Annotated in this window: 7 protein-coding genes; all 7 read left to right on the plus strand. The window is 44.9% G+C overall.

The genetic code is table 11. The features are described 5' to 3' along the window. Positions 1-52: 52 nt before the first annotated feature. The 7 genes from AB6735_RS20660 to AB6735_RS20690 all read left to right on the plus strand — a co-directional run bounded on the left by AB6735_RS20660 (position 53) and on the right by AB6735_RS20690 (position 19,121). Positions 53-3,235 (plus strand): SusC/RagA family TonB-linked outer membrane protein, encoded by a 3,183-nt coding sequence (locus tag AB6735_RS20660; RefSeq protein WP_370997951.1) that lies wholly within the window; start codon positions 53-55, stop codon positions 3,233-3,235. 5 nt (positions 3,236-3,240) lie between these two features. Then, on the plus strand, positions 3,241-4,680 hold the full coding sequence (locus AB6735_RS20665; RefSeq protein WP_370997952.1) for a SusD/RagB family nutrient-binding outer membrane lipoprotein: 1,440 nt from the start codon (positions 3,241-3,243) through the stop codon (positions 4,678-4,680). An 801-nt stretch (positions 4,681-5,481) separates the two neighbouring features. Beyond that, on the plus strand, positions 5,482-12,537 hold the full coding sequence (locus tag AB6735_RS20670) for an SDR family NAD(P)-dependent oxidoreductase (RefSeq protein WP_370997953.1): 7,056 nt from the start codon (positions 5,482-5,484) through the stop codon (positions 12,535-12,537). Positions 12,538-12,566: 29 nt separating this feature from the next. Next, positions 12,567-16,850, plus strand: a complete 4,284-nt coding sequence (locus AB6735_RS20675; RefSeq protein WP_370997954.1) for a beta-ketoacyl synthase N-terminal-like domain-containing protein — start codon at positions 12,567-12,569, stop codon at positions 16,848-16,850. Further along, positions 16,838-17,137 (plus strand): acyl carrier protein, encoded by a 300-nt coding sequence (locus AB6735_RS20680; protein WP_370997955.1) that lies wholly within the window; start codon positions 16,838-16,840, stop codon positions 17,135-17,137. The genes AB6735_RS20675 and AB6735_RS20680 overlap by 13 nt, the downstream gene beginning before the upstream one ends. After that, the gene (locus AB6735_RS20685; RefSeq protein WP_370997956.1) at positions 17,128-17,889 is read left to right on the plus strand and encodes an alpha/beta fold hydrolase; all 762 of its coding nucleotides are present in this window, start codon (positions 17,128-17,130) and stop codon (positions 17,887-17,889) included. Before AB6735_RS20680 ends, AB6735_RS20685 begins: the two co-directional genes overlap by 10 nt. A gap of 26 nt (positions 17,890-17,915) precedes the next feature. After that, positions 17,916-19,121 (plus strand): glycosyltransferase, encoded by a 1,206-nt coding sequence (locus tag AB6735_RS20690; RefSeq protein ID WP_370997958.1) that lies wholly within the window; start codon positions 17,916-17,918, stop codon positions 19,119-19,121. Positions 19,122-19,133: the final 12 nt, after the last annotated feature.

Here is a 19,133-nt window from a genome sequence, read left to right on the forward strand (position 1 = left end):
TTTCATTTTTTCGGATGCTGTATGGTATCGTTAACATTCACAATCAATTACCATGTTTAAAAATTACAAACTACTACTGGCAATACTGTTGCCTTTTATTTTCATCCAAACGGTTGCAGCGCAATCTGTTAAAATAAGCGGAGTGGTAACCGCCAAGTCAGACGGGCTACCCTTGCCCGGCGTTAGTGTTTCTGTTAAAGGAACAACCAACGGTGTACAAACCAGCAGCGACGGTAAGTTTACCTTAAGCGCCAAGGTAAATGACGTGTTACGGATAACTTATATTGGTTTTACCACTAAAGAAATACCCGTTACCGGCAGCGACGCCCAGTTCCGTATCATCTTAGAAGAACAGGCAAACGCCCTCAACGAGGTGGTGATCACGGCGCTCAACATATCCAAAGATAAAAAGACGCTCGGCTATGCCGTGCAGGGTTTAAAATCAAAGGATATCTCCGAAGCCAAGGAAACCAACCTGGTGAATGCTTTAAGCGGTAAAATAGCAGGTGTAAATGTAACCAACAGCCAGGGCGATATGGGTTCATCACGTATCATCATCCGTGGTGAAACCTCTATTTCAGGTAATAACCAACCCTTGTTTGTAGTTGATGGTTTACCCGTTGATAACAGCCAGTTTTTAGGAACCGGTGGTTCAAGGGATTTTGCCAATGCTATTTCAGATCTTAACTCAGAAGATATTGAATCACTTACTGTGCTAAAAGGGCCTAATGCTGCTGCACTTTATGGCTCGCGAGCTGCTAATGGTGTAATTTTAATAAAAACTAAAAGTGGAAAAGGCACCAAAGGCTTGGGAATTAATATTAATTCAAATACTTCGTTTTCCAATTTATTGGGTCTGCCCAAGTATCAAAATGAATACGGTCAGGGTTCAAACGGCAAATTCAGCTATGTGGATGGTAAAGGCGGTGGTGTAAATGATGGCGTGGATGAAAGTTGGGGTCCTGCCCTGGATGGTCAGCTGATCCCTCAATTTAACTCAAACGGTACACCCGTTCCCTTTATAGCCCATCCAGATAATGTACGCAGTTTTTTTAAAACAGGTGTAACATTAAATAATGGTATTTCACTGGCAAGCTCAGGTGATAAATATGATTTCAGATTAGGTTATAATAATCTGCATCAAACCGGGGTTATTCCTAATTCCGAACAGGGTCGCAACTCATTTATATTGAATGCCACTTACAAGATCACTCCTAAACTAACCTTAACCACCATTGCTAACTATATTAAAGATGATGCCGCCAATTTGCCAGGCTCAGGCGGTAAAAGAGCTACCAGTACTATGCTGCAATTTACATGGTTTGGTCGCCAGGTTGATGTAAGTCAGTTAAAAAATTATTTGGATGCCAATGGCAATACCTTTAACTGGAACAACAGCTATTACAGCAATCCATATTTTATGGCTTATGAAAATACAGTTGGACAAACAAAGAACCGTTTTATCGGTAGCGCGGAATTGAACTATAAGATCATCGACGGATTATCGGCAAACTTCCGTACCGGTACTGATTACTATAACGACCGCCGCAAGATCAAAATAGCCTATGGTACTAATGGTACTCCTTTTGGCTCATATGAAGAAGATGCTTACGATGTTACCGAAACCAACACCGAAGGCCGGTTACAGTATACCAAAAAGTTAAACGATGATTTTTCAATCGACGCCTTAATAGGTGGTAATATCAGGGTAAATCTATTAGAGAATCATGATCAAAAGGCACCCAAACTGGCTGTTAATGGTTTGTATACATTAAGCAACTCCCGTGATCCGCTGATATCATCAAGCGCTTATTACAAATCTAAAAGGTATAGCTATTTTGCATCGGGCCAGATTGGATTCAGGAACTATGCTTTTTTAAACGTTACTGCACGCAACGATTGGTCATCTACACTTCCAAGAGCCAGTCTGTCATACTTCTACCCTTCTGTTAACGGAAGCTTGATATTATCAGAAGCGCTGGATATCAAGAGCGATGTATTGAGCTATTTAAAACTTCGTGGTGGCTGGTCAAAAGTTGGTAAAGACACTGACCCATACAAACTGCTAAATACATATGATTTTACTGCTCCCTTTGGTTCAAACCCTCAGCAAAGTGCCAATAGCCTCAACCTTAATCCTAATTTAAAGCCAGAAACCACAACCTCTGCAGAAGCGGGATTTGAAGTAGGCTTTTTTAATGACAGGATCCGTTTGGATGCAAGCGTTTACAACACCAATAGTATTAATCAGATACTCAACGTAAATGTAAGCCAAACTACAGGTTATAGCCAAAACCTAATCAATGGCGGTACTATTAATAATAAAGGTTTGGAGTTACAATTGGGCTTAACACCGGTAAAACTGAAAGATTTTAGCTGGGACATCAACGTCAATTACTCGCGCAACAAAAGTAAAGTTGTTTCGCTGGATAATGAGGGTCGCCTGCAAAGCTTTATCTTAGGATCTGATGGTACCGTACAGGTACTGGCAGCGATTGGACAGCCCTATGGCGCTATTTATGGTAATGCGTTTCAGCGAAATGCCAGCGGTCAGGTTGTTGTAAATGCCGATGGCACACCGGCCATTAATCCAACTATACAATACCTGGGCAAATATACACCAGACTGGTTGGGCAGCATCAATAACAGTTTTACTTATAAAGGCATTAATTTAAGCGTCCTGATTGACGCTCACATTGGTGGTTCTGTTTTTTCGGGTACTAACCAAACAGGTACCTATACCGGTATCCTGGCATCTACCCTGCCCGGTCGTGGCACAGCTAATGGCGGTATAAGTTATTACTATCCGGGCAATAATACATCAGGTACCGCAGTGCAGGTAAGCGGCAATGCCCCAGCTGGCGTAACGGTATATAATGATGGTATTGTTTATAACGGTGTAAAAGCTGATGGCAGCAAAAACACCACTATTTTACCGGCACAGGCATACTATAAATCACTAACCAATGCCGACGAGCCATTTGTTTACAGCGCTACCTATGTTAAATTAAGGGAAATAAAACTGGGTTATACCCTGCCTCAAAAATGGGCTAAAAGTATTGGTTTCCAGGGAGCGTCATTTGCCGTTGTGGGCCGTAACCTGCTGATCATCCACAAAAACGCGCCTAACATCGACCCCGAAACCGCCTTTAACACTGGCAACGGGCAAGGCCTGGAAGACCTAACCCTGCCTACTGTACGCAATATTGGTTTTAATGTTAACCTTAAATTCTAACAATCATGAAGCTTAAATATACATCCATTATACTATCAGGCACCTTGTTATTATCATTAGCATCGTGCAAAAAACAACTGGTTGATATTAACCAGAATCCCAATGCGACACAAAATCCACAACCTGATTACCTGCTTACAGGCGTTATCAAAAATATATCCGATACGTACTGGGGCGTAGAAGACAACATGGGTTCAAGTTTGCTTTTCGTACAAAATTGGTCCAAAATACAATATACCGATCCCGACCGATATATATTCACCAATACCTCATTCCAGGGCTTGTGGACAACCGCATATACCAAAGGGATCATTAACCTTAATAAGGTCATTTCAATAGCCGATGCACAAGCAAATCCTAATTACAAAGGTGTGGCGCTGGTATTGCGTTCATGGGTGTTTACTCTGTTGACTGATCAGTACGGTGACATTCCTTATAAACAAGCCATCAACATTGATCAATACCTTACTCCAGCTTATGATGCCCAAAAAGATGTTTATTTTGCCTTGCTTGATGATCTGAAGGCGGCCCAAGCTTCGCTTAACCCATCCGGTAAAGCCATTTTAGGTGATGTAATATACGGTGGTAATATTACCGCCTGGAAAAAATTCGCCAATTCGCTGCGCCTGCGTATAGCGCTTCGTATTGCCGACCGCGAGCCCGAAAAAGCCAAACAGATATTAGCCGATATTCAGGCAGAAGGCAGCGGATACATCAGCTCGAATAGCGAAATAGCTCAACTGGTTTATGTAGATTCACCAAACCAAAACCCAATCAGCAACTTGTTTGATACTCGCGATGATTACCGTATCAGCAAAACTATAGTCGACCAGTTGTTTGCCCTTAACGATCCGCGATTACCTGTTTATGCCAGTCCGACAAAGGACGCTACCCCACAAACTTATGTTGGTGTGCCGAATGGCTTATTGGTTGGAGACGCCAGCGGTTTAGGACTAAGCAAAACGTCAAAACCGGGTACTTATTTTCTGGCGCCGCACGCCCCGGCAGTGATCATCAGTTATGCCGAAGTGCTGTTTGACCAGGCCGAGGCTGTAGCACGTGGCTTTATTGCCGGGAATGCCGCCGATCTGTACGATCAGGCGGTAACAGCCTCATTACAGCAATATGGGATCGCTGCCGCAGCTATAGCAACCTACGTCAATTCGGCAGCAGTTAAATATGATGCCTCGAATTATAAAAAGTCGATAGGTAATCAAAAATGGATAGCCCTGTTTGGTCAGGGATTAGAAGCCTTTGCAGAATGGCGCCGTTTGGATTACCCGCAGTTAAAACCTGCTGTAGCCGGCGCATTGAATGGAAAATTGCCGGTAAGGTTCATTTACCCGGGAACGGAGCAAACGCTAAATGGCGCAAGCTACAAATCTGCCGTTGCTAACCAGGGTGCCGATGTGCTTACTACCAAACTTTGGTTTGATGTAAACTAAGCACATAAATACGTACATAAAACAACAAGAGACCGTCTCATAAAGGCGGTCTTTTGTTGTTTATACCGTACATTGATTTCGCCAGCTTTCAGCAGGTTGGTTCTTTCGGAATCAAGCAAAACCATGCTGAAAATCAGTCCATCCCAGCTCCTTATTTAAATACTTACACTTTAATTTATTTTTTAAACTATAGACAAATATTACTTTCAATTAGTACCACAAGCAGCTTTTTTCAAGCGCAAACTCCCACAATTCTCAAAAAATCAGATATGGATGCCACCGGGCGGGCTAATTTGCCAATTACATATGTAATTAATTGATTATTAATAATTTATGTAAAATTATAATTTTTTAAGGCCAGATATAATGAAACAAAGGCGGCATTAAATAATTATTAACAAATTGTACAATTTTATAACAAAAATCAACTTATTTAACTCAGAGGAATTTATTTTTTAACCAATAATTACCATTATTATTTAAGGCAAATGCTTTAATGTTGCTGATAAACAGCATAATATTAGGCCATAGCTATATATTGAGGGGCTTTTTTTCCATTTTATTCTTTTTCTGTTCATTGTATTCACCATGCATAAATATAAAAATATAGTGGTATTATTGTATAATTAACAAGATTAAGATGCCTTTGTTATTAAATTATTACTTTTTGATTAAAGTATAAGATTAATTTATTATTTTTCATCTACCATAATATTTAGTGTTCTGTATATCCATCATCTGGGATTTAATGGTAGTTTTTGCAGATAGCCATCGATTTTGACATTTTACCTACCCTATACCATGAAAAAACGTGCAATAATTGGATTAACCCCCTTTGAAAAACCCGATGTATCGCTTGCACTTGATTTGCATTACGCCGGGGCTTTTCCTGTCCTGAGTCTTGGACTTGATAAAACTACCGCCGAAAAGGCGCTTGAAAATTTAGTAAGCCGTGGCTTAATCGATTTTGGAGTTTGTTTTACCACAAACGATATCATCGATATTAAACTTCCTGAACAGGTGAGCATGATCATTGCGCCATTCGGGGTAAAGATCAAACAGCCAAAAAATACCGAGCTTGTTTATCAGGTGTACGATGTGGCTACTGCAAAACAGGCAAAAGCCCAGGGGGCTGCCGGCCTTATCATAAAGGGTAATGAAAGCGCGGGCAATGTGGCCTATGAATCTTCCTACATATTATTCCAGCGCGTTATTCAGGAAGTAAAGGATATCCCGGTTTGGGTACAGGGTGGTGTAGGTATACATACTGCTGCGGCATTATCTGCGCAAGGCGCAGCCGGTATCGTATTAGATAGCCAGCTGGCTCTATTCCCTGAATGTTCGGCGCCAAAAGAATTGAAGGAACTTTGTACCAAACTAAGCGGTACCGAAACCAAACTGATAGACAATTGTAGGGTACTGGTTCGCCCAAACTCTCCTGCCCTACCAGAAAACGCTACCTATAATGATCTTAAAGCTTTGTTCACCGATCTTAATCCGGAGAAAAGCTATATTCCGATGGGCCAGGACATCGCCCTGGCTACCGATCTGGTTAACCGTTACAAAAAATTAAACAAGCTTGTATTTGGTATCAAAGAAGCCATCTATGGCCACCTGAACCAGGCACGGGCGCTAAACGTGATCAAACCAAACAACGCTTTGGCCAAAGATCTGAATATAACCTATCCTATTGCTCAGGGCCCAATGACCCGTGTAAGTGATGTAGCTCCCTTTGCCGATGCTGTTGCTGAGGCCGGGGCCTTATCGTTCATTGCATTATCTTTATTGAAAGGGCCGCGTGCCAAGGAGTTGGTGATGGACACTAAGAAACTTGCAGGTAATAAAACCTGGGGCGTAGGCATCCTCGGTTTTGCCCCACAGGAGCTGCGCGATGAGCAAATGCAATACATCCTGGAAGCTAAACCACCTGTAGTACTTATTGCAGGCGGCAGACCATCACAGGCTAAACCGCTTGAAAAAGTGGGTATAAAAACATTTTTACATGTTCCTTCCGTTTCCCTGCTGGACATGTTTTTGAAAGAAGGCGCCCGCCGCTTTGTTTTTGAAGGTCGCGAATGCGGTGGTCACGTTGGCCCGCTATCCAGCATGGTGCTTTGGGAAAAACAAATTGAGCGCCTGTTAAAAGAAGATAAACCCGAAGAGATCAGCGTATTTTTTGCCGGTGGCATACATGATGCTTTCTCCTCAGCTTTTATAGCGATAATGGCAGCACCATTGGCGGCCAAAGGTGTAAAAGTAGGTGTGCTGATGGGTACCGCTTATTTATATACTAAAGAAGCTGTGATTACAGGTGCTATCCAGGATAAGTTCCAGGAGCAGGCCCTGCAAGCTAAAGACACCGTATTGCTGGAAACAGCCCCGGGCCATGAAACCCGCTGCCTGAATACTGCTTTCGCCGATTTCTTTAGTACAGAGAAAGCCAAACTGCAAGAGGCCGGTATCGACAAAAAAGAGATCTGGGAGAAACTGGAAAGCCTTAACGTTGGCAGGCTGCGCATAGCCGCCAAAGGTATTGAGCGCCGTGGCGATGAATTGGTAACCATCAACGAAGCCGATCAGCTTAACCTGGGTATGTATATGATAGGCCAGATTGCCGTGATGCACAACAAGGTTATTTCTCTGCTGGAGCTGCACCAGGATGTTGCCGAAAACAATTATCAGTATATCCAGGAAGCTGCTTTACCTGCCGCACCGGAGTCGACCGAGCGTTCACTTGATGTGGCTATCGTTGGTATGGCGTGTATTTTCCCCGAAGCAAAAAATATTGAAGAATACTGGCGCAATATTATCTTAGGAAAAGATTGCGTGACCGAAGTGCCTGACGAGCGCTGGAATAAAGCATTATATTACGACCCTACATCTACTGCCGATGATATGTCGCACTCCAAATGGGGTGGTTTTATTCCGAAGATCGATTTTGATCCGCTTGAATTTGGTATCCCGCCGCAATCACTGGCAGCTATTGAGCCAACACAACTGTTAACCTTAATGGTTGCTAAACAAGCGATGGAAAATGCCGGTTATGGCAGCGGTAACTTCGATCGTGATAATATCTCTGTAATTATTGGCGCTGAAGGTGGTAATGACCTGGCCAACAGCTATAGCTTCAGAGGTTATTACAAACAGGTATTTGGCGAGATCCCAGCCGAAGTAGATGCTGTCCTGCCAAAAACTACCGAAGATTCGTTCCCGGGTATCCTGGCTAACGTAATTTCTGGTCGTATCACCAACCGTATGGACTTTGGTGGTCGCAATTTTACGGTAGATGCCGCCTGCGCCTCGTCATTAGCTGCTATCGATTTGGCTTGCCAGGAGTTGTTCCTCGAAAAATCAGATATGGTACTGGCAGGTGGCGCCGACTTACACAACGGTATTAACGACTACCTGATGTTTTCAAGCACCCATGCCCTATCCCGCAAGGGCCGCTGTGCCACATTTGATGGTGAAGCCGATGGTATTGCTTTGGGGGAAGGTGTAGCCATGATCGTGTTGAAAAGACATGAAGATGCCCTGCGCGATGGCGACCGGGTTTATGCCGTGATCAAAGGCGTTGGCGGATCAAGCGATGGCAAAGCCCTTGGCTTAACCGCTCCGCGCAAGATCGGACAAGTGCGTGCACTGGAACGTGCTTATGAACAAGCCGGTATCACTCCATCATTATTAGGATTGGTTGAGGCTCACGGTACAGGTACTGTAGTTGGTGATAAAACCGAATTAAGCGCGCTGACCGATATGTTGAATCAATCGGGCGCCCTTGCTGGTCAAACACACCTTGGTTCGGTAAAAACACAGATCGGACATACCAAGTGCGCTGCTGGTTTAGCTGGCTTGATCAAAGCAGCATTAGCAGTTTATCATGGTGTAAAACCACCAACCATCAACTTAAAAACACCAAACGCATTTTATAATCCGGAGACAAGTCCATTCGCTTTCCATACCGAAGCCGGTTTGTGGATGGAAGAGAAACGTTATGCGGGTGTAAGCGCATTCGGTTTTGGCGGTACCAACTTCCACGCCGTAATTGAAAGCGGCAGCCCGGTAACGACAGAAAACCCAGCTTTAACCTCATGGCCTTCGGAGCTTTTTGTTTTCCGCGGCGATACTTATGAAGAAGCGAAAACAAAATTAAATTCAGTAAAAGTATTATTGGAGATAAACGGAAATATCGAACTGAGAGACATTGCCTTTAGCTTAGCGACCGAAAATACCAAACCGGTACAATTGAGCATCGTTGCCGATAATGCCGACGACCTGATGATGAAGGTTGAACTGGCCCTTTCAGGCATCGAAAGCAAAGACACATACATTGTTAAAAAACAGGATGGTAAAGTGGCGTTTATGTTCCCGGGACAGGGAAGCCAGCGCATCAACATGGCCCGCGACCTTTTTGTGGTATTCCCGGCCATGCGTACGCTGCTTAAACAGCACCCTGAATATGAAAAAGTATTATTCCCGAACGCCGCTTTTGATGCTGAGCTGATAAAAGAACAAAAAGAAGCCATTAAAGATACCCGCATGGCACAGCCATTACTGGGTATGGTTGACCTGGCTCTGGCAAATTTCCTGAAAAACATAGGCATTGAGCCAGATATGGTTGCCGGTCATAGCTATGGTGAATTACCGGCGCTATGCTTTGCAGGTGCATTTGACGAGGACGAACTTGTAAAATTAAGCGCCAAACGTGCCCAATCTATTTTAGATGCGGTTGTTGACGGTGATGCCGGCGCGATGATAGCCGTAAATGCTACACAGGATGAATTGCAAAAGGTAATTGCAGGTTTAAAAGATATTTACCCGGTTAACTACAATTCACCATTACAGTGTGTAATTGCGGGCACTACCCCTGCCATACAAAACTTAATGGAAACGCTTAAAACGGCAAAAATATCGGCCAGGAAACTGGAAGTTGCCTGTGCGTTCCATAGTCCGCTGGTAGCCCGGTCAAAAGAATTGTATACAGAGGTGCTTGCCGGTGTAAACTTTAACGATCTGGCTCTGCCGGTATGGTCAAATACCACCGCCGCCGCATATCCTGTTAAAGCAAATGAAATAAAAGAGCGTTTAAGCGATCATCTGGTAAAACCGGTAAAATTTGTTGAAGAAGTACAGCAAATGTATGCCGCAGGCGCCCGGATCTTTATAGAAGTTGGCCCGGGTAAAGTATTAACCGGTTTAACCAAAGCCTGCCTGGGTAAAGACGAGGTATTGTTGTATGCCGAAGATAACAGCCGCAACAAGATCACCCATCTCCTTTGTATGCTGGCAGATTATATGGCTACAGGCCGTAATATCCATATTGAAAAATTATTTGAAGGTCGTGGTGCTAAATTGTTAAACCTGGACGAACCCACTTTATACAAAAAGAGCGCTACTATTTGGTACGTAAATGGTCAGCAAGCCCTCCCTGCTAATGGAAAGCTGCCTGCTAACGGTGCCTTACCTATCATTGAACCTATAAAAATGAAAAACAACGAAGTACGAACTGAAACAACGCACACCGTCGTAAATTCGGGTGCGGAGCTGATGATGCAGGAATACCTGAACAGCATGAAGATGCTGATACAGGCTCAAAGAGATGTGATGATGTCTTTTTTAGGACAAAATCTCGCCCTGGGCAGCCCGATGGCTTATCAGCAGGCGCCGCAATATCAGCAACAAGCTTATGTTCAGCAACCTATCCCGGTAGCTGCCCCTGTTGAGGTTAAGCAGGAAGTAAAAGCTATTGCTCAACCCGTAGCAACTCAGCCTGTTGCCGTGCAAAAAGATGTTAAACAGATATTATTACAGGTAGTAAGCGATAAAACCGGTTACCCACAGGATATGCTGGGTATGGAAATGGACCTGGAAGCCGATCTGAGCATCGACTCGATCAAACGCGTGGAGATCATTGGTACATTACGCACCGAACTGGGCGGCTTTAGCAACAGCGAAAAAAGCGAAGACACCATGATGGAACAACTGGCCGGTATCAAAACACTGAGCGGACTGGTTAGCTGGATCAACGAGAACACAGCGCAAGCTCCTGCCGCTGCTCCTGCTGCAATCAATGTAGAAGTAACTGTACAAACCACAACAAAAACAAAGTTTTCATTAGAAGACCTTAAAGCAGCTATACTATCTGTGGTAAGCGACAAAACCGGGTATCCGCAGGAAATGCTGGGAATGGACCTGGATATGGAAGCCGATCTGAGCATCGACTCAATCAAACGTATGGAGATCATCGGTGATCTGAAGCTAAAAGTAGGCTTTGGTAAAGCAAATGAGCAGAGCGATGATCTCATGGAAAAACTGGCCGCGATAAAAACGCTGAATGGCCTGGCCAACTGGATTTCTGAAATAGATTCAGAAACCGAAGGCCTGGTGACCGAAGCCAAAAAGATTATAGAAGAGCCTGTAGCTGAACCAACAACCGACGAAACATTGTCGCGCCTGCGTTTTGAGCTTACACCCACCAAATCGTCGACATCAGAAGACGCCATCATCAAAGGCAAACGCTTTGCCATCACCGATGATGGCGGCATCCAGGCCATCAAGATCAAACATTTACTGGAACAGCATGGGGCCATGGCCGATATTGTGTATGCCGGCGGTGACCTGCAAGGTTACCAGGGGCTGATCATACTTAATATGTTCGCCTCACAAAAAACAGTGGGCATCATAGATCATTTTGCACTGATCAAGAAACTGGATTTTGAAACTGTAAAATGGGTTTATATCATATCAGATACCATGCTGCATCTAAATGAGTTTACCGACATCAGTTTATTAAGACGCTACCAGGGTTACCCGGGCTTCTTCAAAAGCCTCGACCGCGAGTTTGAGCAAACCAAATGCCGCGTTGTAAGTGTAGGTACACCGATGACCACAGAGGAAATTGCTGATGTTACGCTGAAGGAGATCCTGAATCCAGATAAACCATCGGAAGTGATCTATCGCGATCACCAAAGACATGTGATGGAACTGATCCCATCACAACTGATCACCGGTTTGGAAGAATCACACATTAAACTGGATAAAAAATCGGTAGTGATCGTATTTGGCGGCGCACAAGGCATCACTTCAGAGTTGATGATCCATTTTGCTAAAGATTATCCATGTACTTATATTTTAGTAGGACGCTCTGCCGATCCAAGAAAAGCGGAATCAAGTGCAGCTGATGCGCTGGAATCTAAAGATGAGATCCGCGCATATGTGATCAAACAAGGTCTCATTAAAAAACCCGCCGAAGTTGAACAGGAAACAGCCCGTATCTACAAAAACAACCAGGTAATGCGCACCATCGCGCAAATGGAAGCCAGTGGTTCAACCGTAGTGTATAAATCACTCGACCTGTGCGACGAGCAACGCTTGAGCAGCTTTATTGACGATACTTATGAAATATATGGTCGCATAGATGGTGTGGTACACGGTGCCGGTTTACTGGAGGATAAGCTATTCCAAAGCAAAACACCGGAATCATTTGGCCGTGTTTTCGATACCAAGGTAACACCATTGCGGATCCTGGCTGAGCAACTGCGTCCAGAAACCCAGTTTGTGATCCTGTTCTCGAGCATCGCTTCGGTTTATGGCAACCGCGGACAAACAGATTATGCCGCAGCCAACAGCGTGTTAGACAAGTACGCGTGGATACTTAACAAACGCATCAACGGTAAAGTAATGTCTATCAATTGGGGACCATGGAAAGGTGCCGGCATGGTATCGCCAACCCTCGAAAAAGAATACGAACGTCGTGGCATAGCGCTGATACCGCTGCAACATGGTCGCGAGATATTTTTAAATGAGTTAAAATATGGCAAAGAAAGCCAGGTATTAATTATGGCAGGTAACAACTGGTAATTATACATCGGTTAAACCACATTCCACATATGAAGAAAACGGATGTAGCAGTAATAGGGATGTCATGCATTTTTCCGGGAGCGGGCGATGTAGAAACCTTCTGGCAAAATATAATTAACCGGGTCGACTCAACCCAAACAGTGCCACCGGATCGTATTGATCCGGTGCATTTTAGTAAAGAGGGGTCGGCTGTAGATCGTTTTTACTGTAACCGCGGTGGTTTTATCCCCGATTATGAATTTGATCCGCGCCGTTTCGGCATTCTGCCGGTAGCCGTTGAAGGCACCGAACCGGATCATTTACTAACGCTGGACCTGGCCTATAAAGCATTGGAAGACGCGGGTGTATTTGCCCGGAACGCCACGCTCGATAAAACGGGTATCATTATTGGCAAAGGTAACTACACAGGCCCCGGTGCAACCCGTGCCATTGAAATAGTACGTACCGGCGAGCAAATCGCTTCCTTATTAAAAGAAATATTGCCCGATTTGGGCGATGCCGAAATAGAAAAAGTAAAACAAGAGTTCCAGTTACGCAAAGGGCGTTTCAGCGCAGATACCGCCATGGGGCTTATCCCCAACCTGGTGGCATCGCTGGTGGCTAACCGCTTAAACCTTGGCGGCGTGGCATTTACATTGGATGCTGCCTGCGCCAGCTCGCTGATCGCGATTGACCATGGTGTACAGGAGCTGAATAGCGGTCGCTGCAATATGGTGATAGCCGGAGGCGTACACACCGGGCAAAATGCCGCTTTCTGGAGCATATTTTCGCAATTAGGCGCACTATCCCGCCAGGAAAAAATAAAACCTTTTGACACGGCAGCCGATGGCCTGATCATTGGAGAAGGCTGTGGTTTTGTGGTTTTAAAACGCCTGGAAGATGCCATAAACGATAAAGATAAAATTTACGCCGTAATAAAGGGCGTTGGTGTAAGCAGCGATGGCAGCGGCACCAGCGTGATGAGCCCGGCGGTAAAAGGTCAGCTTAAAGCTATTGAACAGGCCTGGGAAAACGCCGGTGTGCCCACAGATAAAATTGGTTACCTGGAAGCTCACGGCACAGGTACTCCACTCGGCGATAAAACCGAACTGCAAACCCTGGCCCAGTTTTTTGGTCACCACCCCGAATTGCCTGATGCAGGTATCGGATCGGTAAAATCAAACATCGGTCATGCCATGCCGGCCGCGGGTATCGCGGGTTTCATTAAAACCTGCCTGGCTTTGTATCATGATACTTTGCCGCCAACCCTGCATTGCGAAACGCCACTGGCCCAAATGGAAAAAACCCGGTTTTCACCGGTACAAGCATCCCGTAGCTGGTCGGCATCAGGTTTGCCCAAATTTGCCGGTGTAAATGCTTTTGGTTTTGGTGGTATTAATGCCCACGTGGTATTAGAGGGCTTTAATGCTCCTAAAAAAGACGAAGTGTTGCTACTTGCCCGTGAAACTCACGATGCATTGATCACCGCACTGGAGACAGGAGACTTTAGCGAAGGTAAAGGCAATTTCCGCATAGCCTTATTTGACCCAACACCCGAAAGAATAAAAAAAGCAACCAAGATAGCCGCCAAAAACAATCCATGGCGCAATAAACAGGATATCTGGTATACCAATGCCCCATTGCTAAATGATGGCGGTAAAGTGGCCTTTGTGTTTCCTGGTTTGGATGGATTAGCAGGCGGTGAGGTTTCAACCGTATCCAGCTACTTTAACATTGCACAAGATAACGATACCAAAGCTGACGGCTTATTAAGCGAAGCGTTAGGCATACTCAACAAAAGTAGTATCCTGGATACTGCCCTTAAACAATTGGGCGTAAAACCAGATATGAACGCCGGACACAGCCTGGGCGAATGGCTGGCGGCACGTTCATCAGAACTGGCCGAGGAAAGTTCGGTACTGGAATTGCTTGATGTACTGAATCCTGAGACATTCGAACTAAAAGATTCCCGTTTTATAGCCGTAGGTTGCGGTATAGATCAGTTGGAGCCTATTATGGCCGGTATTAAAGACGTATACCTGTCGAACGATAATTGCCCGCAGCAGGTCATACTTTGTGGCAGTAAACCCGCGCTTGACGAGTTAGTGCCAATACTAAAAGCCAAACAGATATTTCACCAGGTACTGCCATTTCAATCGGGCTTCCACTCCCCTTTTGTGGCTGATAAACTGGATTTAATATTGGACGGAATGCGCAATATGCAGTTCCGCAAAACCACCACGCCACTATGGTCGGCTACCACACTGGATCTTTATCCGGAGGGCTTTGAGGCCATCAGGCAGCTAAGCGCCGAGCACCTCATTAAACCGGTGCGTTTTCGTGAGCTTACCGAAAAACTATACAGCGAAGGCGCCCGTGTTTTTATACAGGTTGGCTCCGGCGGACTTATTGGCTTTATCGACGATACTTTAAAAGGTAAAAGCTTCAGCACTATAGCATCAAACGTACCTACACGCCCGGGTTTAAACCAGCTGCAAAGGGTATTGGCAGCCTTATTTGTGGAAGGTAAAGAAGTTGGGTTAGATTTTATGGGTCGTCAAAAGACCTCTTCGCCGGTTAAAACAAAAGGCATTAAACTGGAGTTGGGATCACCTATTATACATGACCTTGCTGGACTGAAAAATCTTGCCACAGTTAAACAACAGGTTCCTGTAAGCCATGAAGCTATGCTGGTTGATGTCGCCGACCCGATCATGCGGGCCTTCAGCGAAAACGTAGCGGAAATGGTGAGCATCCAGAACGAGATGATGCAGCTTTTCCAGAACAGGCCTGCACAACCTGTGGCAAGAGCTACAACATCATTGCCTGTTTCTGCTCCCTCGCCTCCTGCGGCACCACCGCAAACGGCAACTAATGCTCCGGCAAAACGGGTTTCTTTTTCTAAACAATTGGACGTTTCCCTTGATAACTGTCCTTACCTGATAGATCACTCCCTGCTTCGTCAACCCAAAGGCTGGCATTGCGTGGAAGATATGGATCCGGTGATACCGATGACTATGATATTTGAAATGTTTGGCGAAATAGCTGCCGAACAATCGCCTGATGAACAGGTGCAAAAGATCATGAACATTAAGGTGTTCCAGTGGATGAACGTAGTAAAACCCTTCCGCGAAACCGTTACCGGCGAGTGGAAAGATCAGCAACGCGTTTACCTCGACCTGGATAAATTCGCCAATGCCGAAGTACAACTGGCCCGCGAACTTAGCCCGGCACCAGACAGGCATTTTGACGTAGGCGAACTGCTGGACATTCAGCGCACAGCCGAACAGATCTATGACGCGCACATGTTCCACGGCCCGCGTTACCAGGGTATCCGCTCCTTAACCGCTGTAGGCAAAAAAGGCATCACGGGTATTATTGAAGGTGATGCTGGTAAAGGCTCTCTGCTGGATAATGCGGGACAGTTATTTGGCCTATGGCTGCAATTAACGTTGACCAAAGATCGTATCGCCTTCCCCGTAAAAATTCAGGAGATCGAGTTTTTTGAACCAATGGAAGATCAAAAGGGTCTGTTTGAATGTACCTGCGTATTAACCGAGTTGAACGATGAATTTGCTACTGCTGATTTCGTAATGAAACGCAATGGCAAGATCTGGGCCATCATTAACGGCTGGCAAAACCGCCGGTTGGAAATTGACGAACCACTTTGGAACGTATCCATGTCGCCATTGCATAACCGTTTATCGGAAGAGATAGCGCCGGGTATATTCATGTTCCACCAGGCGTATTCACGTGTGGTATCCTGGGATTTTATCCTGAAACGATACTTTAACCAGGATGAGAAAAAACATCACAACACCCTGATGCCTAACAAACGCAAGATCTGGATGATCAGTCGTGTGGCGGTAAAGGATGCTGTGCGAAACCTGCTTAATAAACAAAAACAGCAGGCCTGCTACCCTATCACCTTTGAAATAAAGGCTGATGAACTGGGCAAGCCCTATCCAAGCGGTGGTTTGGCCGATGGTATCCATATATCTATCGCCCATAAAGGTACCGACGCGGTTGGTATCGCACAGTATGACAAACCCGTAGGTATCGATATAGAAACCATCGAAGACCGTGGCACAGGCTTTTTTGACATGGTGTTTACCGAGGCAGAAAGCGCCTTACTGCAAGGCAAGGATGCAGCCGAATGGGCAACCCGCTTTTGGGTGGCTAAAGAGGCTTATGGCAAATACCTGGGCAAAGGCCTGCAAGGTAATCCCAAAGCATACGTAGTTGAGGAGATCAAAGGCGACGAACTACGCATTAATGACATTTACATCAAAACATTAAAACATAAAAACTACATAATCGGATGGACACAGTAGCATCAACAGGAAAATTAAACAAAGAAGAAATATTTGATCTGATGAAACAATTCATCACCGAAGTTATAGGTGAGGAATTTGTAGAGGAAATGGATATCACCCCAGAAAGTTCTTTCACTAAAGACCTTGAAATGGACAGCATCGAGATCGTGTCTTTTTCCGAAAAAATTAAAGCGCATTTTGGTGACCAGATCGATTTTACCGGATGGTTGTCATCTATGGATCTTGATCAGCTGATTAATCTGAACTTAGGTATGATCATCAATTACATTTACGAATGCCAGTAATCAAAGTAAATAACAGGGATGTACATATCCAGGAACTTAACAAAGGTGCGGCCGAAACCGTGCTGCTGGTTCATGGCATGTTCAGTAACTTGTCTGTTTATTATTTTAATATAGCCCCCATTCTGGCCGAACATTTCCACGTGGTGATGTACGATCTGAAAAGTCATGGCATGAGCGAGCGCACTCTGCATGGCTACGATCTGAACAGCATGACTGATGATCTGAACGTCCTGATGGAAGCCCTGAATTTAAGTGTAGTACACCTGGCCGGCTACAGCTTTGGCGGGTTGATCGCACTGAAAATGGCGCTGCGTTTCCCGGATAAAGTAAAAAAGCTGGTGGTTATTGAAGCGCCCGATCCTAAAGACGAGAAAGCACGCGGTATTATTGATGATTATAGCCGCGAGTTTTTGGAGCATTACGTGGAAAACTTCACCGATACCACCAAAGTAAAAATGGGTAAACGGCAGATGGAGCGAAACCATCGCATGTATGAATACCTGTTTTACCAAACCAGTATCAAAAGTGATATGATAGCCGAAAAGGATTTTTTGGACGATCCGCAGATTATGCTTTTGAATAAGGATACCTTATTACTTTACGGAACCGATTCCAATTGCCTGGAAACCGGCAAAGAGTTGAATGAAAAAATAAAAACGTCAGAGCTTACCCCTGTGCCTGGCGACCATAATATACCAATACAGGAACCTGTATTGATTGGTAATATGATCAATACATTTTTTAGGAATTAAACTTTACCCGCGAAAAACATATACCTATGGCGAAGTTTGTATTTATAGTACCACCTTTAACCGGGCATATCAACCCTACACTAAGCATGGGCGCTGTTCTATTAGAACGCGGCCACCGCGTAGGCTGGATAACGCTCGATGAGTCATTAGCTGCCAAACTCCCCACAGGCGGCGAGTTGCTCCACATCAGTTACGATGAAAATGACCAGCAGAAACGGGAAAGCGAACAATATCTGGATATCATCACCAAAAAGATAGTTTACGGTATTGATAGTCTTAAATTCCTGTATGAAGAGGTACTGATCCCCCTTAACCGCCATAGCTATGATGGTATTGCCTATTTGCTTGATCAATTTGAACCGGACCTGATTATCACTGATCACCAGATGTTTGCCGGCGCTATTGCAGCTACTAACAAAAGGATACCCTATGCTACTTCGGTAACTGCTCCCGCTGCTATCAAAGTAATGGAGGAGCTGCCCAAAATACATGAATGGGAAATGAACCAGGTAATAGGCTTACAGCGGGAGTTTGGCGTTGAAGCCGACACTCCAATAGTTTGTTCTGATCTGTTAACCATGGTGCTTACTTCACAGGCCTTTTTTGGCGATATGGAGTTAACACCCAACTTCCGTTTTACCGGCCCTGTAATTAATCGCCCGGCTACCAAAACGGCCTTTAATTGGGATAGGTTGAAAGAAAGCGACAATCCTAAAATACTGATCAGCATAGGTACTACTTTTGACCACGAGCATAAAAAGAGCTTCTTTGCCAAGGTGATAGAAGCCTTTGGCAACGAGGATATTACTGCGGTAGTAGTTTCTGATCCCGACTTGTTTGAACAATGGCCTGCCAATTTTATCGTACAGCGTCACGTGCCCCAGCTTGATCTGCTGCCTCATCTTGATGCGGTTGTTTGCCATGGCGGGCATAATACCGTTTGCGAAACCCTGTCTAATGGTTTACCTATGGTGGTTATTCCTATTGCCTATGATCAATCGCATGTGGCGGGCCGCGTGGTGCGCACAGGTGCCGGAGAACGCTTAAACTTTAATCGTTTTAAAGCTCATCACCTGAAAGAAGCAGTTAACACAGTATTGAACAACCCTGATTATAAAACCGCCGCCGAAACGATCAAAAGATCGTTCATAGAAGCCGGCGGAACGGAGACCGCAGCAGATATGCTTGAACAAGCCGCTGCAAAACAATCATTAGAAATATTAAAAAACTAACGCTACCATTTA

Source organism: Mucilaginibacter sp. RCC_168 (assembly GCF_041355315.1).
Classification (GTDB): Bacteria; Bacteroidota; Bacteroidia; order Sphingobacteriales; family Sphingobacteriaceae; genus Mucilaginibacter.

Excerpts from the sequence above, each read along its gene's own strand:
- AB6735_RS20660 (WP_370997951.1), top strand. The coding sequence starts at position 53 with ATGTTTAAAAATTACAAACTACTACTGGCAATACTGTTGCCTTTTATT.
- AB6735_RS20665 (WP_370997952.1), top strand. The coding sequence starts at position 3,241 with ATGAAGCTTAAATATACATCCATTATACTATCAGGCACCTTGTTATTA.
- AB6735_RS20670 (WP_370997953.1), top strand. The coding sequence starts at position 5,482 with ATGAAAAAACGTGCAATAATTGGATTAACCCCCTTTGAAAAACCCGAT.
- AB6735_RS20675 (WP_370997954.1), top strand. The coding sequence starts at position 12,567 with ATGAAGAAAACGGATGTAGCAGTAATAGGGATGTCATGCATTTTTCCG.
- AB6735_RS20680 (WP_370997955.1), top strand. The coding sequence starts at position 16,838 with ATGGACACAGTAGCATCAACAGGAAAATTAAACAAAGAAGAAATATTT.
- AB6735_RS20685 (WP_370997956.1), top strand. The coding sequence starts at position 17,128 with ATGCCAGTAATCAAAGTAAATAACAGGGATGTACATATCCAGGAACTT.
- AB6735_RS20690 (WP_370997958.1), top strand. The coding sequence starts at position 17,916 with ATGGCGAAGTTTGTATTTATAGTACCACCTTTAACCGGGCATATCAAC.